Source organism: Enterococcus sp. LJL51 (assembly GCF_054871795.1).
Map to the genome: position 1 here is coordinate 35,525 of NZ_JBTXLW010000021.1, position 17,454 is coordinate 52,978.

The following is a 17,454-nucleotide window of genomic DNA, read 5'->3' on the forward strand; positions in this document are numbered from 1 at the left end:
TCCATCCTCTCTTTCAGTTTTTTGATTTTTACCGGTCTGCCGGCTGTCTTCTACAGCACAGCTTTTGAAAAGACAAGCAGGAATCGAAGCTGATTCGATTCCTGCCTCCTGTCTATTCTTTCAGATCTGCCTCTGTATAGTAATCTGTATCAATCAGCTCAACTTTATAATTGTCTTTATCAACAGATACCGGATTTGCCAGATAGGTAGGAACGACCTTCACACCATTGTCATAAGTTTCTGTATCGTTTACAGGCACTTCTTTGTCGTTATTGATTGCTTCAATCATTTCAATCGTATTTTTAGCTAAAATACGTGTGTCTTTAAAGATTGTTTGTGTTTGTTCGCCGGTAATAATCGATTTTACCCCGGCAATTGTTGCATCTTGCCCAGTGATTGTTGGCAGTGGTTTATCAGAAGATCCGTAACCGACCCCTTTCAGAGAAGAAATAATCCCTAAACTGATTGGATCATATGGAGAAAGCACCGCGTCTAATGTTTTATCTGTATAGTTTGCACTCAGTAGATTATCCATCCGGGCTTGTGCAGTAGAACCATCCCAACGCAGTGTTGCAATTTGATTAAAGCTCGTTTGACCAGAAGGTACCTTTAGCTGACCGCTGTCTAGATAAGGCTGAAAAACTGACATTACCCCATTAAAATTAATTAAGGCATTGTTGTCATCTGGAGAACCGCCGAACAGCTCAATATTGTAAGGACCTTCACCATCCTTCAGACCTAGCTTATCTTCAATATAAGAAGCCTGCAGTACCCCAACACCAAAGTTATCAAAGGTTGCATAATAATCAACGTGCTCTGAATTCATCAACAGTCGGTCATAGGCAATTACCTTGATGCCTTCTTTACTTGCTTTTTCTAGTACATCCGTCAATGCTGAGCCATCAATTGAGGCAATCACCAGAGTATCAATTCCTTTGGTAATCATATTTTCAATTTGAGCGACCTGGTTTTCTACCTTGTCTTCCCCATACTGTAAATCTGTTTTATATCCTAGCTTTTCTAATTCCTTCACCATGTTGTTGCCGTCCGCAATCCAGCGCTCTGCTGATTTTGTCGGCATGGCAATCCCCACGTACCCCTTATCTCCACTGCCTCCGGAAGCCGAACCGCTGCAGGCGGTAAGCACGAAGCTTCCTGCCAATAATAATGCAGCAAATGCCATTGCTTTCTTAAAAGCTGATTTCATCTTGATCCCTCCAAATTTTATAATTGCTTTACACTCCGAAGTATAGCTGTTTTAGATACCGCTTACATTAAATGTTTTTCATGTTTTCTAGAAATTCTTTTTGTTCTTTTTTGCACAAATGTCTTTTTCTGGGAATTTTTTTGATTCTCTTGATTTTTTTTCGTTTACTGTTCTGCAACCCCTGTTAGTCATCATATTTTGGTAGAATAGAGATAACAAAGAATGTCTTGATAGAAAGAGTGAAAACGATGAAGAAAATAGTATTATTTATTTTTCCGTTACTGTTTCTTTTAACTTCCTGCACAGCAGCTGCTGATATAGAGGAAGAAAAAAATCTGGTAATCGGCTTTTCTCAATCAGGAACGGAAAGCAAATGGCGCAAAAAACATACTGATTCCATCAAAACCGAACTTGAAAAAAACAATCAGGTTTTATACCGCAACGGCTACATGAGTCAAGAGCGGCAGATTCAGGATATTCGAACTTTTATTGCCTACAAAGTAGATTTAATTGTATTTACCCCATTACAGGAAGATGGCTGGGAGCTTATATTAACGGAAGCTAAACAGGCGGACATCCCTGTAATTGTCGTTGACCGTCACATTAGCGTTTCTGACCAAAGCCTATATATCACGCATATCGGTCCAAGCTTTAAAGCTGAGGGAAATCGGGGTGGCTTATATGTCACCAATCATTTTGCGGACAGTCAGAAAGAAGAGATTAACATCCTTGAGCTATCCGGATTACCGGAAACTTCTCCGACAACTTTACGAACAGAAGGTTTTCAAGAAACCATTTCCCGTGATTCACGGATGAAGATTGTGGATACTTTATCTGGAGACTACATTCGAATGAAGGGAAAGGAACAGATGGAGCAGTATATTGAAGAACATGATATTTCTTCAATTGATGTCCTTTATAGCCACAACGATGAAATGACCCATGGTGCGTTGGAGGCTTTGGCAAAAACAGATGTTGTTCCAGGTAAAGATATCATTATTGTAACGATTGACGCGCAGGAGGATATGATTCGCAAGCTGCGGGCCGGCGATGTCAACTGTGTCGTTGAATGCAACCCGAATGCCGGCTGGTTTGTGGCTAACGCCATTGAACGTTACTTTTCTGGTCATGAACTAGCTCATGAAATTTATATGCCGGAAACCGTTTTTTCTGAATCCAATCTGGATACGATTCCCACTAGAAATTATTGAAGGAGCAGCTTATGAAGAAGAAGGTTCTCAGCATCCAGCAAATATTTTCCCAGGCGAATAAGCTAATGTTTGCACTAGCAGTCATTCCGCTACTCGTTAGTGTAATCCTTTATTCCAGACAGATTTTCATTTATCAGAACACGGTCACTAACATTCAGGAGGCGAATGAAATTGCCGCCAAGGTCGACGACACTGTCTTAGAGGAGATGTGGGATGTGGTGACAGGTCAAATTCAGCTAAATGATTATAAGAAAAACAGCATCGTTGACGAGCTCCGCAAAGATATCTACCACATTCAGGAGAATACCAGCACCAAAGGCGAACGCAGTATTCTCGAGGTTAGTTTAAGAATAATTGATACACTGGAGAACTATCAGGAAGACATCCTTAATAACCTGACCAAGGAAAACTCCTATGAAAAAAACAAAGAGGTTATGGTTCAGGTGGAATCTATCACGCAGCTGCTTTCAGATATTCTACAGGAATTTGTCCGCATTGAGATTAATCTGGCGAGTCAGAAAAACACCGAGCTAATCCAATCATTGGTTTTTCTCAGTCTAATCGAGCTGCTCATTCTTGTCGGAATCATTTATTTTGTCAGCAAAAACCGCCGCTTTCTAAATGAACGAGTCCAAGAGCCTTTAAACAACCTCATCACTATGTCTAACGAGCTGGCCAAAGGACATCTGGGCTACCGGTTGGCACTTCCTGAAACACCAGAATTCTCTACCTTAACAGAGAGCTTAAATAAGATGGCGGATGACTTAACACAACTACTCGAGGAAAATGCTCTTAAGCAATATCATCTTGCCCAAAGTGAAGTTCGAGTACTACAGGCTCAAATCACCCCTCATTTTGTTTATAACAGCTTGGATGCAATCGTCTCACTGATTGAACAGGAACGCTATGAAGAAGCCAAGGAAATGACCTTTGCTTTATCTGATTTTTTCCGGATATCCCTAAGTAAAGGCAAGGACTGGATTAGTGTGGCAACAGAAATCAGGCATATCAAGGATTATCTAGTAATTTTAAAAATCCGCTACGGTGAGATGCTTAACTTTGAAATCGATGTACCCGATCAGCTGCAGGAATACAAGATTTTAAAAATGATTTTGCAGCCTTTGATTGAAAATGCTGTTTATCATGGTATTAAGTTCATCCGTAGAGCGGGATTAATTCAGGTCGCCGCACAGGAAACAGAAGACAGCCTGATTTTTACTGTAACCGACAATGGTCTGGGTATCACATCAGAACGGCTGCTTGAAATTCAAGAGGAGCTGGCAAAGGGCATTGATTCTGATTTTAGTACGGGTTACGGATTGTATAATGTGAATAAGCGGCTGCTGCTTTATTATGGCAGACAAGCCGGCATTACCGTTGAGAGTCGCTACCGACAAGGAACAATCGTGACTGTGACTGTTCCTAAACAGCAGGAGGGGCAGGAAAATGTATAAGGTGTTTATTGTAGAAGACGAGCATTTAATTCGGGATAGCTTGCGAAAGCAGGTGTTGAGTTTTAGCGAGCATTATCCAATTACCTTTATTGGTGAAGCAGGAGATGGGGAAATGGCACTGGCTTCCATTTTGGATTTACAGCCGGATATCATTTTGACAGATATCAAAATGCCATTCATGGACGGACTAACCTTTGCCAAGGAAGCCCGCAAGCTGCTCCCTTGGACAAGAATTATCTTTATTAGCGGCTTTGATGATTTTGAATATGCCAAAGGCGCCATTCAGGTGCAAGCAGATGAGTATTTGCTGAAGCCAATAAAAAATAAAGAGTTAGAACACACGATTGCCAAAGTCGTTCGCCTTCTGGAACAGCAAAAGCAGGTACCGACAACAGCATCTGACTCAGATGTCCTGATTACGGAAATCAAAAAAAACCATTTTCTCAACGGCTTATTCAAAGGAGAGCTGGCAATTTCTACTGCCATTAAAGAGGCCGAGAGCTTTCAGCGATCGATTATTGGTAAAAAGTTCACGGTGCTTCTTGCAACAAATCAGTTTAACAGTGCTTTTGAAGACTATACTCATTTCAGTGAATATTTGAAATTTCTATTTAAAGAAGACGAAAACCTTTTGTTTTCCAGTGTTTCTTCACGCTTTATCAAATTTCTGGTATTTGACTCCCAAAAAGAGGATGTACTGGAGAAAAGCTATCAGGTAGCTCATACCCTTATTCACGAGCTGGAACAGAATTCTCAGGATGACATTGCAGTAGCTATTGGTCCGGTTGTGGAACGACTAAGTGAAATTCCTACAGCCTTTGAAAAAGCTCGGGAAATGCTGGGAACCTATGGTTATTTTCGAACAGAAAAAATCATTAGCTATGAAGACGATATGAAGGAAGGCGAATTATCTCCTACCCATCCGTTTAAAATGGATCTGGCCAAGGAAATTTTCCTGTTGACAGAAACAAATGTGGAAAGCTTGGTTCAAAAGCTCGCACAAGAACAAGGAAATTACGAACGAACACGAATGATTCGATTCTTTATCCTGACTGAGCTGAATGGTTTGGTGAAAAAGAAGCAGAAGTCAGCTGCGGAAGATTTTCCCTTTCAAGAGTCTCTGACCAATTTGATTGATGTTTCCTCCAACAGTGCGCAATATGAAGACTTGCTTAGAAAAATGATTACTTACTTAATTGAAGTTAAAATTCATCCGTCCATGTCAAAATACCACAGCGTGATTACACATGCGATAAACTTTATCAATGAGAATTATACCGACCCTGATATTTCTTTGAACATGGTTGCTGACGAGTTGTCGTTGAGCCCCGCTCATTTTAGTACCATCTTCTCGCAATCTTTAGGGAAAACCTTTATTGAGTATTTAACCGATAAACGAATTAGTCTTGCTAAGAACTTATTAAAAGAAACGAACCAGAAACTATCTGAAATTGCCTTCGAAATTGGCTATAATGACCCTAATTACTTTAGTTTTCTGTTTAAGAAAAAGAAAGGTATTTCGCCAAAGGAGTACCGCCAAAACCATTAGGCTACAATAAAAAACCATTGGAAAGCAACAGTGCTTTTCAATGGTTTTTTGTCAAGTTATGGTTCACTTTTGAGTAAGCTGTCATTGTTTCCTCAGTCTTATTCGAACAGCTTTCGATAGTCTCCATATCCTGTTTTTTCCAGTTCAGCTACCGGAATAAATTTCAATGCTGCAGAATTGATACAGTATCTCAACCCGCCTTGATCCGCCGGACCATCTGTAAAGACATGTCCCAGATGGGAGTCAGCCTCTTTGCTTCGAACCTCAACTCGATGCATGCCGTGAGAAAAATCGGCTTTTTCCTGTACGTCCTGCTTTTGGATAGGCTGAGTAAATGCCGGCCAGCCGCAGCCAGCATCATATTTATCCTTTGAACTGAACAATGGCTCGCCGCTCACCACATCAACATAGATGCCGTCCTGATAAAAATCATCATACTCTCCTGTGAACGGACGTTCCGTTGCATTCTCCTGAGTGACAGCAAACTGCATATCCGTTAATTTTTCTTTCAGTTCTTTTTCTGACGGTTTCATAACGAATCACTCCTTCTTTATTTCTTTTATAGTATCATTCCTTTAAAAAAACCAGAAGTAAGACGTCTTATACCTTATTTAACTGCTGATATTCCTATCGCAGCTGTTTTTTCATTTTAAAAAGGAGTAGGATAATAATCACTTCCCACTCCCCCTTATATTTGAATATTTGAATCTTTGTTTTTACTCTGTAGTTCTCTTACCTTTTTTTACTGCCACGGCTGCTTCAAAAACGTCAAACTATTTCCAAGGCATGTCCAGATCAACATGTGCAGCAAGTGAAAGACTTTCTGAACGTTTTTCCTGCCGATTCTCTTTACGACCTTCATAGCCGCTGCAAATAAACTGCTCCTCTTTTGTTACCGGTTCAATCTTCGGCAGCTCGTTGCCCTTTGGTACTACAAAAGTCATAAAGCTCGTTCCAGCTAAATACCGCTCTCCCGTACCTAAATCTTCACCGATTACTTTCGCAAAGACCTCCATCGAACGCTTACCGGTTCCTGAAACAAAAGCTTCGATACAAGCGGAATGACCAGCCTTCAAGGGCGCCAAAAAATCTAAATGATCTACTGAAGCTGTGACAATAGGTTCTCTGGACAAACGCATTGCAGAGATACCGGCTGTTTCATCCAGCCATGCCATCAGCTGTCCGCCGAATAATGTTTTATGATAATTCAAGTATGGAAAGGTAATAATATGAGTCTGTACAGACCTTGTTTCAGAGCACTTCATTTTCTTTCACCTCTATAATTGTTCATAATCGCCAGCCAACAGCCGGGATAAGCTGGCAATCGGTAAGCCCATAATGGTATAGTAATCGCCTTTTATTTCCTTCACAAAAAGAGCACCCTGCTCCTGTATGCCATAGGCTCCGGCTTTATCCATGTATTCTCCGCTGTCCAGATACTGATTAATCTCTTCATCTGTTAACTGATAAAAGGTTACATCTGCTGGAACAAGCATTGAAACGGTTTTGCCCTCTTCCATCACAACAACTGCTGTGTATACCTGATGGGTTTGACCACTCAACTTTTTTAAGATTTCGAAAGCGTGCTCACGTGACGTTGGTTTACCAATAATTTCATTCTCTACTGCCACAATCGTATCACAGCCAATCACTTTAGCTTCTGGATGCTTTTTAAAAATACACTGAGCTTTATCCATCGCCATCTTTTGAACATAGTTCTCCGGCAGCATATTTGGCGGCACTGCTTCATTGATGGCAGCCGCTTCGACTTCAAAGTTTGGAAGCAGACGCTTTAGCAGCTGCTGTCTTCGTGGCGATTGTGAAGCTAAAATAACTTTCATTTTCCTGCCTCTTTCATTTTCTTTAGTGGGGATCTTGAATACGTTTAAACATTTTTTCCATATCAGAATTTGTAAAGTGAATCAGCACCGGACGTCCATGAGGACAATTAAACGGATTCGCGCAAGTAGCTAAATCAGCCAATAATATCCGAGCCTGCTGCTCATTCAGGTAATGATTTGCTTTAATCGAACGTTTACAGCTCATCATAATCGCTGTCGCTTCTCTAAATTTCTTCACACTGACCTGACCGGTGATTAAAAGCATGTCAATCATTTCCCGAATAATCGCTTCTTCTTCCCCAGATGGATACCAGGTTGGATGTGCTCTAATAATAAAGCTGTTTTGACCGAAGCCTTCCAGATAGATGCCCACACTTTCCAGCTTTTCTTTCTGTTCATTGATCTTTATTGCATCGCTGTTCGGATAGTCCAGAACAATCGGTACCAGCAGTTCCTGCAAATCACTGCTTACTTCACCAATCTTTTCACGGAAATATTCATACTTAATCCGCTCCTGCGCTGCATGCTGATCAACGATATACAAGCCATTCTTGCTTTGCGCAAAAAGATACGTACCGTGCATTTGTCCAAAATATTCCAATTCCGGAAAGCGCTCGGTCTTTCGTTCCTGCTCCAGCCGATCAACCGTTCGGTTTAATTCTTTTATTTGGTCTTTGTTCGAAACATCAAAATCCGGGTGTTCCCGTTGAAGCTCTTCCTCGACAACAGTCTCGACCGACTGCTCTACTTCTTCAGGAGTATCCTGCTGCACCTGATACTCAGCCATGCTTTCGACAGAGCCTTTTACGAATGTCGGTTTGGTCTTATAATTATTTGAAAGGTCTTCATTAATAGTACCCGTCATTACCGGCTCCGCTGTATTACTCAGCTGTTGCGCTGGTTCTTCAGCTTCCTGTTCACGTTCATTCTGCTGTTTTTTGTCCTCTACAAAGAAACGGCCGCTTGTCGAATCAAAGCTGAGGCTGCCTGGTTTACGCACTTCCTCCGTCTGCCTCATTTCACCTGACTGGTCTTCAGTCAAAGGAATTTCCAGCTGTTCAACCTTTTTTTGATTCTCGACTTTTGTCTTGAATTTAAGATTTGCAGCGGCATTTGGAATCAGCTGTTCCTGGCTTAACGCTTCTTCAATCGCCTGACTAATAAGCGTCATCAGCTCTTTTTCTTTACTCAAACGTACTTCCTGTTTTGTCGGATGAACATTCACATCCACTAATAGCGGATCCATAGTGATTTCCAAAACGGCAATTGGAAAACGGCCTACCATCAGCTTAGAGCCATAGCCATTAATAACTGCTTTATTTAACATAAAATTTTTGATATATCGGCCGTTGATAATCGTCGAAAGATAATTTCTACTGGCTCTAGTTACTTCCGGCAGTGAAACAAAACCGTAAAGCTCGAAATCTAAATCCTGTCCACGAATTTCCAGCATCTTTTTCGCTGTACTTATCCCGTAAATTCCGGCAATCGTCTGTTTTAAATCTCCAGTGCCGGCGGTGCTCATCATCTTATTGCCATCGTGTACCAGCCGAAAAGCTATAGCCGGATGACTCAAGGCCAGCCGATTGACAATATCGCCAATGGTTGCCAACTCAGTCTGAATGGTTTTTACATACTTCAAACGGGCCGGTGTATTGAAAAAGAGATTTTCTACGGTAATTTTTGTTCCTTTACGTAGAGCTCCTGGTTTATTTTCCGCTACTTTACCACCAGTTAATCGGGCAAAACTGCCTTCAGACTGGTCAGCTACGGCTGTTTCAATCGTCATTTCAGATACTGAAGCGATACTGGGCAGAGCCTCGCCGCGGAAGCCAAGACTTCTTATCCGGAATAAATCATCACGCGTATGAATCTTACTTGTCGCATGCCGTTTGAAGGCATTCAAAACATCATCCTGAGCGATGCCGTCGCCATTATCAATCACTTGAATTTTTTTCAACCCGGCTTCTTCAATAAAGATATCAATCTGTGTACTTCCCGCATCTATTGCATTTTCAATAAGTTCCTTCACAACTGAAGCCGGGCGCTCAACTACTTCCCCGGCAGCAATCTGGTTGGCAAGCTGCTCTGATAATTCTTTAATCTTTCCCATGGCTTGGACTCCTCTCTTTTATGGAGTGAATCAAATTCTTTTTTGCAATTCGTACAGTGTATTCAACGCATCCATCGGCGTCATCTCCAACAGGTTCAGCTTCTTCAATCGATCGATTACACTGAGTTCGTCTGTTGACACTTCCTTGAACAAGGAAAGCTGTTCGCTCTCTTCCTCAATTACAGCTGGACTTTCTGCTAGTGGAATGGCCGCAGTTTCCTGTGATTCTAAGGAGGAAAGAATAGCTGCTGCCCGTTCCAGTAAATCAAGAGGCATGCCGGCTATTTTTGCAACATGAATACCATAGCTTTTATCTGCTGGTCCTTCCATCATCTTATGGAGAAAGACTACGTCGCCATCTTTTTCAACCGCACCAACGTGAATGTTTTTTAAGCTGCTTAGTGATTCATCCAGCACAGTCAACTCATGGTAATGGGTTGAAAATAAGGTTTTTGCTTTAACTTTTTTATGAATATACTCAATAATCGCCTGTGCCAATGCCATACCATCATATGTGGCAGTTCCCCGTCCAAGCTCATCAAATAGAATCAAGCTGTTGGGCGTTGCATGTCTCAATGCCTGATTAGCTTCCATCATTTCTACCATAAAGGTACTCTGACCAGCAATCAAATCATCTGAGGCACCAATTCGAGTGAATATTTGATCAAAAATCGGCAGTTCAGCCGACTCGGCTGGAATAAAACAGCCGATTTGAGCCATAACTACGGTTAACGCCAACTGACGCATATAGGTACTTTTACCAGACATGTTGGGTCCGGTAATCAGCAGCAGCAAGTCATCCTGAGCAAAGCTGATGCTATTGGGGATATACTCCTGATGTCCCAGCACTTTTTCTACAACGGGGTGGCGGCCATCCTTAATATATAAGCTGCCGTTTCCAGACCGCAGTACTGGCCGAACGTATTGATAGCGTTCGCTGACTACCGCAAATGCCTGTAAAACATCCACTGTACTCAGTGATTTCGCCAATCGCTGCAGACGGTCGATGCTCTTCTTCACTTCTTCCCGAACTTCTAAAAACAGCTGATACTCCAAATCAACAGATTTTTCTTCTGCTTCTAAAATCAGCTTCTCCATCTCCTTCAATTCAGGCGTGATGAAGCGTTCCGCATTTGCCAATGTCTGTTTACGTTCGTATTTGCCTTCTTCCAGATTAACCAGATTGGCCTTTGTTACTTCGATATAGTAGCCGAATACCCGATTAAAGCCTACCTTCAATGTTTTGATACCCGTTTCTTGACGTTCTTTAGCCTCAAGCTCTGCCAGCCACTGCTTGCCATGACGCATGGCATCCCGGTATTCATCCAGCTTTTCATGGTAGCCATCTCGAATGACATTTCCTTCTGTAATCTGTAGAGGGGCGTCCTCTCTAATCGCCTGACCGATTAAATCAACAAGATCCTCTATCGGATTCAGTTCAACTAAAAGCTCATTCCATTCGCCCTGATTAATTCCGACAATCAGCTCCCGAATCATTGGTACTTGCTCAAGAGAGGTTTTCAGCTGAATCAAGTCCCGTCCATTGATGCTTCCAAAAGCCACCCGGCCGGCAAGACGTTCCAGGTCATAAACCTTCGTCAGCGCTGCTTGCAAATCAACACGCTCAAAATAAGCATTGAGTAAGGATTGAACCATCTCCTGCCGACGAAAAATTTGTTTTTCTTGTATTAGCGGACGATCCAGCCACTGCTTCAGAAGACGGCCGCCCATCGCCGTTTTAGTTTCATCCAGCAGCCACAGCAGTGTTCCCTGCTTCTTACCAGAACGAATAGAGCGGGTAAGCTCCAAGTTAAATTTTGAATAATAATCCATTTTTAAAAAATGATTTGGCTGGTATTCCACTGCTTGTTGAATATGATCTAGACTGCGTTTTTGCGTTACCGCAAGATAGGTCAGCAGCTTTTGCGTCACTTCGATTTCCAGCGGTTGAGATAATGTGCTGGTTAAAAAACTAAACTCTGCATTTTCCTGCGTTTCCAATTGTTCTGAAAAAACAATCGTCAGCCTTTCCTGCAGCACATGAGACAAGCTTTCTGGTATCTCGCTGCCTAAAACTACTTCTTTTGTTTGTAGAGCCGCAGCTTCATTAACAACATTTTCTTCTCCAGTCAACAGGGTGCTTTTCAGCTCTCCGGTTGTTAAGTCCACATAAGCCAGACCATATGCTCCGTCAGCTGCTACCAGGGCTGTCAGGTAGTTATTGTCTTTAGCCTCCAAGCCTTTACTGTCCATTACAGTTCCAGGAGTAACGAGCTGAACTACTTCCCGTTTAACCATGCCCTGTGTTGTTTTAGGGTCTTCCACTTGCTCACAGATAGCAACTTTGTAGCCCATTTCAACCAGTGTGTCAATATAACCTTGTGCTGCATGGTGCGGAACACCGCACATTGGTATTGGATCATCAGCATTTCTATTTCTACTTGTCAGCGTCAGCTCTAAAAGCTGTGCTGCTTTTTCTGCATCTTCATAAAACATCTCATAAAAATCGCCTAGACGGTAAAAAAGAAAGGCATCAGGATACTGCCCTTTTATTGTCAAATATTGCTCCATCATAGGGGTGTGTCTGGTTTTTTGCGGCAATTTATAGCCCTTCCTTCTCTAATTGATCATTGACGCCTCGCTGAATCATTGCCGTAATATGCTGCAAAAGGTCATTTGCTTCCTTTAACTGTTCTCTATAGGCAACAACCAGAGGATGATTATCAAATTCAGCTGTCAATTCATCCGCCCGCTTCAATGCTTCCTGCTCAGCAGCCGGTTTGCCGTAATGAGCAAACTGAACAGCATCTTTCTGGGCAGCTTTTATATTCTCTACAAGCTCTGTCAGCTTTTCGTTGTCCTTTACTCTCTGTTCAATCCGCTTATATGCTTGAATTGTCTCATTTTCCTCCAGCAGCTCCAATAGCTTCGTCAGCTCTGCATCTATGTTTTTGTCTCCAATAGGCTGCTCCATTTTTCACACCTTCACTCATTTAATTTTGTAAAAATATGTATGTTTATTTTAACACATTCTGAAATTTTGCCAAACGTCAATTCCGACAGCTAAAAACTACTTTTGGTTATTTTTCCCACCATAGACAGTTTGCAGCGCTCACATCATTCTGTTCTATCCAAGCTTTTTGAACCGGCACTCAAAAAGCGGAGTAGCTTGACTAAGCAAGCAGTCTTCAGCCCTGCAGCTTTTTCACCGGAAACAGGAATGAGCGAGGCATCATCTCTATCCCCGCTCTTTCCAGCTTTTGCTCTCATATCTTTAACCACCAGCCGCTGTTATTCATGAAATGGACGGTCTTCACTAATCTGAATCAGCTGGATATCCTTAGCCTGACCCGTTTGATCATCAAATTCAATATAGCAAGCGGATAAAATAGTTCGTCCGCTTTCGACCACTTCAAAGCGCTTAGGCAATGCTGTCCAAAACTTCTCAATGATTGGCTCCCGCTTCATCCCTAATATACCATCATAAGGACCAGTCATCCCAACATCTGTCAGGTACGCCGTTCCCTTTGGTAAAATACGGGCATCATTCGTCTGTACATGAGTATGTGTACCAACAACTGCGCTGACCTTCCCATCTAAGAACCAACCCATTGCCTGCTTTTCACTTGTTGTTTCTCCATGAAAATCAACAAAAATTAAGGGTGTTCGTTTTCTGGCCTCTTCAATCAATTCCTCCGCTTTGCGAAAGGGGTCATCCAAATCAGCCATAAAGGCACGAGCCTGTAGATTAATAACTGCCAGTTCAAGCTGGTTCACTTTCACATAGACAATCCCTTTTCCAGGCGTTCCTTCCGGAAAATTCGCCGGCCGAATCATCTTCTTAGCTTCGCCGATAAAGTCAAAGATATCCCGGTTATCCCATGTATGATTTCCCAGTGTTACTACATCTACACCGTCCTGCAAAAATTTTTTATATATTTTCCCGGTGATTCCCCGCCCAGCAGCAGCGTTCTCCCCATTTGCGATTGTCACCTGCGGCTGATACTTCTTTTTCAGCTTAGGTAAATAATCTGTTATGGTCTCTCTTCCAAGTGAACCTACAACATCTCCAATAAATAGTATACGCAAATATTCTTCCTCTTCTCTTTTATTCTTACTGATTCATTATAGTAGTTTTCCCAGTGAATGAAAAGCTCTGCCAACTGAAAAAAGAGAGGAGAACAACGAGTGTTGTTCTCCTCTCTTATTAATAGTGTCCTTAAAAGTCTATACAGGCTCCTCCATTAGATAGTATTGGATGAGGCTGATTAGTCTTCCATATATGCCCATTTGAAGTCATATTTTGCACCAGTAGAGTGATAGAAGATATCCTTCGCTTTTGGCGTACGTAAGTGCGCTTCTGCTTTTTGATAGATTGGTACAATACCCATGTCGTCCATGATTAATTTTTCTGCATCCAATAAATCTTTCCAGCGTGCAGCAGGATTATTAGCATTTGTTGTTGAAGCACTCTTAATTAGTTCATCGTATTTAGTGTTTGAATAACGTCCGCGGTTGTAAGAGTTTCCTGTTACAAATAAATCAAGGAAGCTGCTTGGGTCCGCATAATCCGCTCCCCATGCACCAAGTGCCACTTCAAAATCACCTTTTTCAGTACGGTCCAGACGTACAGAGAACGGTACTGGACTAACTGTTACCTTCAAGCCTTCCAGGGTTTCGCCAAGAGAGCCCTGCAGATATTCACCTAGCTTCTTACCGCCATCTGAATCATCAACTAGAAAGTCCATATCCAATGAATCAATTCCCAATTCTTTCTTCGCTTTTTCCCAGTATTCTTTTGCTTTATCTACATCGTAAACAATTGGATTTCCTGCTTCTTCAGCAAAATCTTCGTTTGTATCTGGATTATTCGTCAAACCTTTTGGAACTAGACCTTCAGCAGAAGTAGAACCATTTGCTAAAATTTGAGTTACCAGAGATTCACGATCGATTGCATAAGCAAAAGCTTTACGTAAATTGACATTGTTGTACACAGAATCTTTATCACGCTGATTCATTTCTAAATAGAAGGTAGAAGCCGCTTCAAGAATCATGTAGTCCGGATCATCCTTCATCTGCATAGCCAGCTCACCAGACAATGGCACATCGTCTGCTTGACCATCTTGATACAGGTTCAATGATGTTGGTGCTTCTTTTACAACATCGATAACTACTTTATCCAATTTCACTGTATCTTTATCCCAGTATGTGTCATTTTTTGTAAATGACCAGTTTGTATCTGTACCAGGACCGTCAAAATCAGTTAAAGTGAATGGACCATTGTAGACAGACTTATCACTTGCTGTTGTATAATCTTTGCCGTATTTCTCTACGATATCCTGACGTTGCGGCAGGAATGAAGGAAATGCCAGCAGATAATCAAAGTAAGGCGTTGCTTTTTCTAATGTGATCTCCAACTCGTAGTCACTTACAGCTTTAATTCCCAGCTCTTCTTTATCCATTTCTCCAGCTGTAATTTTTTCTGCATTTTTTACAGGTCCAAACATATATGCATATTCTGAAGCTGTTTCAGGTTCTACAGTTCTCTGCCATGCATAGACATAATCTTTCGCTGTAACTGGTTCGCCGTCGCTCCACACTGCATCTTCTCTAAGTTTGATTTTGTACGTCAAACCATCTTCGCTTAATTCTGCCATTTCTGCAGCACCAGCTGGCTGTGGATGATTATCTTTATCTAGTCGATAAATCCCTTCATACACGTTATTCAAGGCAATGAAACTCACCTCATCAGTTGCCAAAGACGGATCTGCACTTGGAATTTCCTGTCTTTCAACATATCTAAATACCTGTTCACCACTAGCTGTTCCACCTGAACCGCTATCGCTGTCAGATGTTCCTCCGCCAGTAGTTCCGCAAGCAGCTAGTGTTAATGCACATGTCGCTGCAACAAACCCTAAAGTTGTTTTTCTTTTGATCCCCATTAGAAAACCTCCTACATAAAATTAAATCTAGTATGAATATATCAAAAATACTTTCCTCCCGCAATGATATACCCTTATGAAAAATTAAGCAACCAGTAAAATTTAGATGAGCTTACGATGAAAAAAACTATATACAGTGCAAAACAGCTTAGGATGGAACAGAAGTGTTTAGTCTCGAGAACCAAATAGGTACTGCTTAACATCAGCTCGTTCCTCACTGTGTTTCTCAGTAATAAGAAGAAATTCACGGAAATACCAAGAAACACAAATGTGAGCCAATCGATGTTGACTGATTCCTACCTGATGTTTCTCAAATTTTTGTGAATTTTGGTTTATTTCTGAAGGTTTTGCTCCTGCGGTTACTCGTCGCAGTTCAATACTTGGAGAGTGCTCCTGCGGTTACTCGTCGCAGTTCAATACTTGGAGAGTGCTCCTGCGGTTACTCGTCGCAGTTCAATGCTGGTATGTGCTACTGCTCCCACCGTTTATTCGGATTCCACGTGAGTAGGACATGACTCACTTTAACAAAGCGTTCAAAAAAAGCTGAGACAGTCACTATCTCAGCTTTACTTAACTATTTTGCGTAGTCAACTGCACGGGTTTCCCGAACGACAGTGACTTTGATATGTCCTGGATAATCCAGTTCATCTTCGATTTTCTTACGAATATCTCGAACCAGACGAACAGCTTCTAAATCGGAAATTTCTTCCGGCTTAACCATAACGCGAACTTCACGTCCGGCCTGCACGGCAAAACTAGATTCAACACCAGTGAAGCTATTAGAAATATTTTCCAGATTTTCCAATCTGCGAATATAGTTTTCCAATGACTCGCTGCGTGCCCCAGGTCTTGCTGCTGATAGAGCATCCGCTGCTGCAACTAATACAGAAATAACTGAAGTTGCTTCGATATCGCCGTGGTGAGATGCAATCGCATTTATTACGACTGAATTCTCTTTATATTTAGCAGCCAGTTCAGCGCCAATTTCCACGTGAGAACCTTCAATTTCATGGTCTAATGCTTTTCCGATGTCATGCATCAGTCCGGCACGTTTCGCTAATTGTACATCCTCACCTAGCTCTGCTGCCAGAACACCAGTCAGCTTCGCAACTTCAATTGAGTGGTTCAATACATTTTGACCATAGCTGGTACGGAAACGTAAACGTCCCAAAATCTTAATTAAATCAGGATGAAGTGTATGTGCGCCAACTTCAAAAGCAGCCTGCTCGCCATACTCGCGAATCCGTTCATCCATTTCTTTCCGGGATTTTTCAACAGTCTCTTCAATTCTGGCTGGATGAATCCGGCCATCCTGAATTAAGCGTTCAAGTGTCATCCGGGCGATTTCTCTTCTGATAGGATCAAACCCTGAAAGTACAACTGCTTCCGGCGTATCATCGATAATTAAATCAATACCAGTCAGTGTTTCCAGCGTTCGAATATTCCGACCCTCACGACCGATAATCCGACCCTTCATTTCATCGTTCGGCAGGCTCACAACAGAAACAGTTGTTTCTGAGATTGAATCGGCTGCACAACGCTGAATGGCTAATGACAGTAGATTTTTAGCTTTACGATCTGCTTCTTCTTTTGCACGCTGTTCTGATTCTTTAACCAGCACAGCCAGCTCATGACTTAACTCTTGTTCTGTTGACTCCATGATGATATTTTTTGCTTCGTCTTTAGACAAAGAAGCAATACGTTCAATTTCCTGATGTTGTTTTTCCACCAGTTGTTCTACTTCTTTTTCCCGCTCATCAATTAATTGCTGTCTAGCACCTAGCTTCATTTCTTTTTCTTCCAGTGAGTTTTCACGTTTTTCAAGAGTATCATCTTTACGATCCAATGTCTGTTCTCTTTGAAGCAGACGATTTTCCTGTGTCTTTAACTCTAACTTGCTTTCCTTCAACTCACCTTCAATTTCTGACCGATACTTCTGATTTTCTTCTTTTGCTTCAAGCAAAGCCTCTTTTTTCAAAGTCTCTGCTTCTTTACGGCCATCTTCAATAATGCCAGCGACAGTGTTTTTAGCACCATCTACTGCTTTTTCGTGACGAGATTTTGCAATAAAAAACCCAACTCCAAGACCGACAATTAATGCGACGATAGCGAGTGGAATGACTAAACCCATTGTTTC

At 41.8% G+C, this 17,454-nt stretch carries 14 protein-coding genes; 3 read left to right on the forward strand and 11 right to left on the reverse strand.

Annotated features, from left to right (window positions below; translation table 11 throughout):
* Positions 1-112: 112 nt before the first annotated feature.
* Positions 113-1,207, reverse strand: a complete 1,095-nt coding sequence (gene chvE / locus ACYSNQ_RS15865; RefSeq protein WP_426084561.1) for a multiple monosaccharide ABC transporter substrate-binding protein — start codon at positions 1,205-1,207, stop codon at positions 113-115.
* 248 nt (positions 1,208-1,455) lie between these two features.
* Here chvE and ACYSNQ_RS15870 point away from each other — a divergent pair, with 248 nt between their 5' ends.
* The 3 genes from ACYSNQ_RS15870 to ACYSNQ_RS15880 are packed head-to-tail and all read left to right on the forward strand — an operon-like array spanning position 1,456 to position 5,421.
* Positions 1,456-2,418 carry an ABC transporter substrate-binding protein gene (locus tag ACYSNQ_RS15870; protein WP_426084562.1) on the forward strand — a complete coding sequence of 321 codons (963 nt, stop codon included), beginning with the start codon at positions 1,456-1,458 and terminating at the stop codon, positions 2,416-2,418.
* 11 nt (positions 2,419-2,429) lie between these two features.
* A complete protein-coding gene (locus ACYSNQ_RS15875) occupies positions 2,430-3,872 on the forward strand; it encodes a sensor histidine kinase (protein ID WP_426084563.1) in 1,443 nt (480 codons plus the stop codon).
* Complete coding sequence (locus ACYSNQ_RS15880) at positions 3,865-5,421, forward strand: response regulator transcription factor (protein ID WP_426084564.1); 1,557 nt, start codon at positions 3,865-3,867, stop codon at positions 5,419-5,421. Before ACYSNQ_RS15875 ends, ACYSNQ_RS15880 begins: the two co-directional genes overlap by 8 nt.
* 98 nt (positions 5,422-5,519) lie before the next feature.
* Here the strand turns inward: ACYSNQ_RS15880 and msrB are convergent, their stop codons facing one another.
* From msrB to rny, 10 genes are all read right to left on the reverse strand, one after another.
* A complete protein-coding gene (gene msrB / locus ACYSNQ_RS15885) occupies positions 5,520-5,954 on the reverse strand; it encodes a peptide-methionine (R)-S-oxide reductase MsrB (RefSeq protein WP_426084565.1) in 435 nt (144 codons plus the stop codon).
* 240 nt (positions 5,955-6,194) lie between these two features.
* Complete coding sequence (locus tag ACYSNQ_RS15890) at positions 6,195-6,686, reverse strand: acyl-CoA thioesterase (protein ID WP_426084566.1); 492 nt, start codon at positions 6,684-6,686, stop codon at positions 6,195-6,197.
* 12 nt (positions 6,687-6,698) lie between these two features.
* On the reverse strand, positions 6,699-7,262 hold the full coding sequence (locus ACYSNQ_RS15895) for a Maf family protein (RefSeq protein WP_426084567.1): 564 nt from the start codon (positions 7,260-7,262) through the stop codon (positions 6,699-6,701).
* A gap of 22 nt (positions 7,263-7,284) precedes the next feature.
* Positions 7,285-9,375, reverse strand: coding sequence for a DNA mismatch repair endonuclease MutL (gene mutL / locus ACYSNQ_RS15900; RefSeq protein WP_426084568.1), 2,091 nt, complete (start codon positions 9,373-9,375; stop codon positions 7,285-7,287).
* Positions 9,376-9,405: 30 nt separating this feature from the next.
* The gene (gene mutS / locus ACYSNQ_RS15905) at positions 9,406-11,976 is read right to left on the reverse strand and encodes a DNA mismatch repair protein MutS (protein WP_426084569.1); all 2,571 of its coding nucleotides are present in this window, start codon (positions 11,974-11,976) and stop codon (positions 9,406-9,408) included.
* A 1-nt stretch (position 11,977) separates the two neighbouring features.
* Complete coding sequence (locus tag ACYSNQ_RS15910) at positions 11,978-12,349, reverse strand: YlbF family regulator (protein ID WP_426084570.1); 372 nt, start codon at positions 12,347-12,349, stop codon at positions 11,978-11,980.
* 143 nt (positions 12,350-12,492) lie between these two features.
* Positions 12,493-12,645, reverse strand: coding sequence for a hypothetical protein (locus tag ACYSNQ_RS15915; RefSeq protein ID WP_426084571.1), 153 nt, complete (start codon positions 12,643-12,645; stop codon positions 12,493-12,495).
* 21 nt (positions 12,646-12,666) lie between these two features.
* Complete coding sequence (locus ACYSNQ_RS15920) at positions 12,667-13,464, reverse strand: TIGR00282 family metallophosphoesterase (protein WP_426084572.1); 798 nt, start codon at positions 13,462-13,464, stop codon at positions 12,667-12,669.
* A 179-nt stretch (positions 13,465-13,643) separates the two neighbouring features.
* The gene (locus ACYSNQ_RS15925; protein WP_426084573.1) at positions 13,644-15,317 is read right to left on the reverse strand and encodes a peptide ABC transporter substrate-binding protein; all 1,674 of its coding nucleotides are present in this window, start codon (positions 15,315-15,317) and stop codon (positions 13,644-13,646) included.
* 574 nt (positions 15,318-15,891) lie between these two features.
* Positions 15,892-17,448: a ribonuclease Y gene (gene rny, locus ACYSNQ_RS15930; protein ID WP_426084574.1), complete on the reverse strand. Its 1,557-nt coding sequence runs from the start codon at positions 17,446-17,448 to the stop codon at positions 15,892-15,894.
* Between the last annotated feature and the right edge of the window lie 6 nt (positions 17,449-17,454).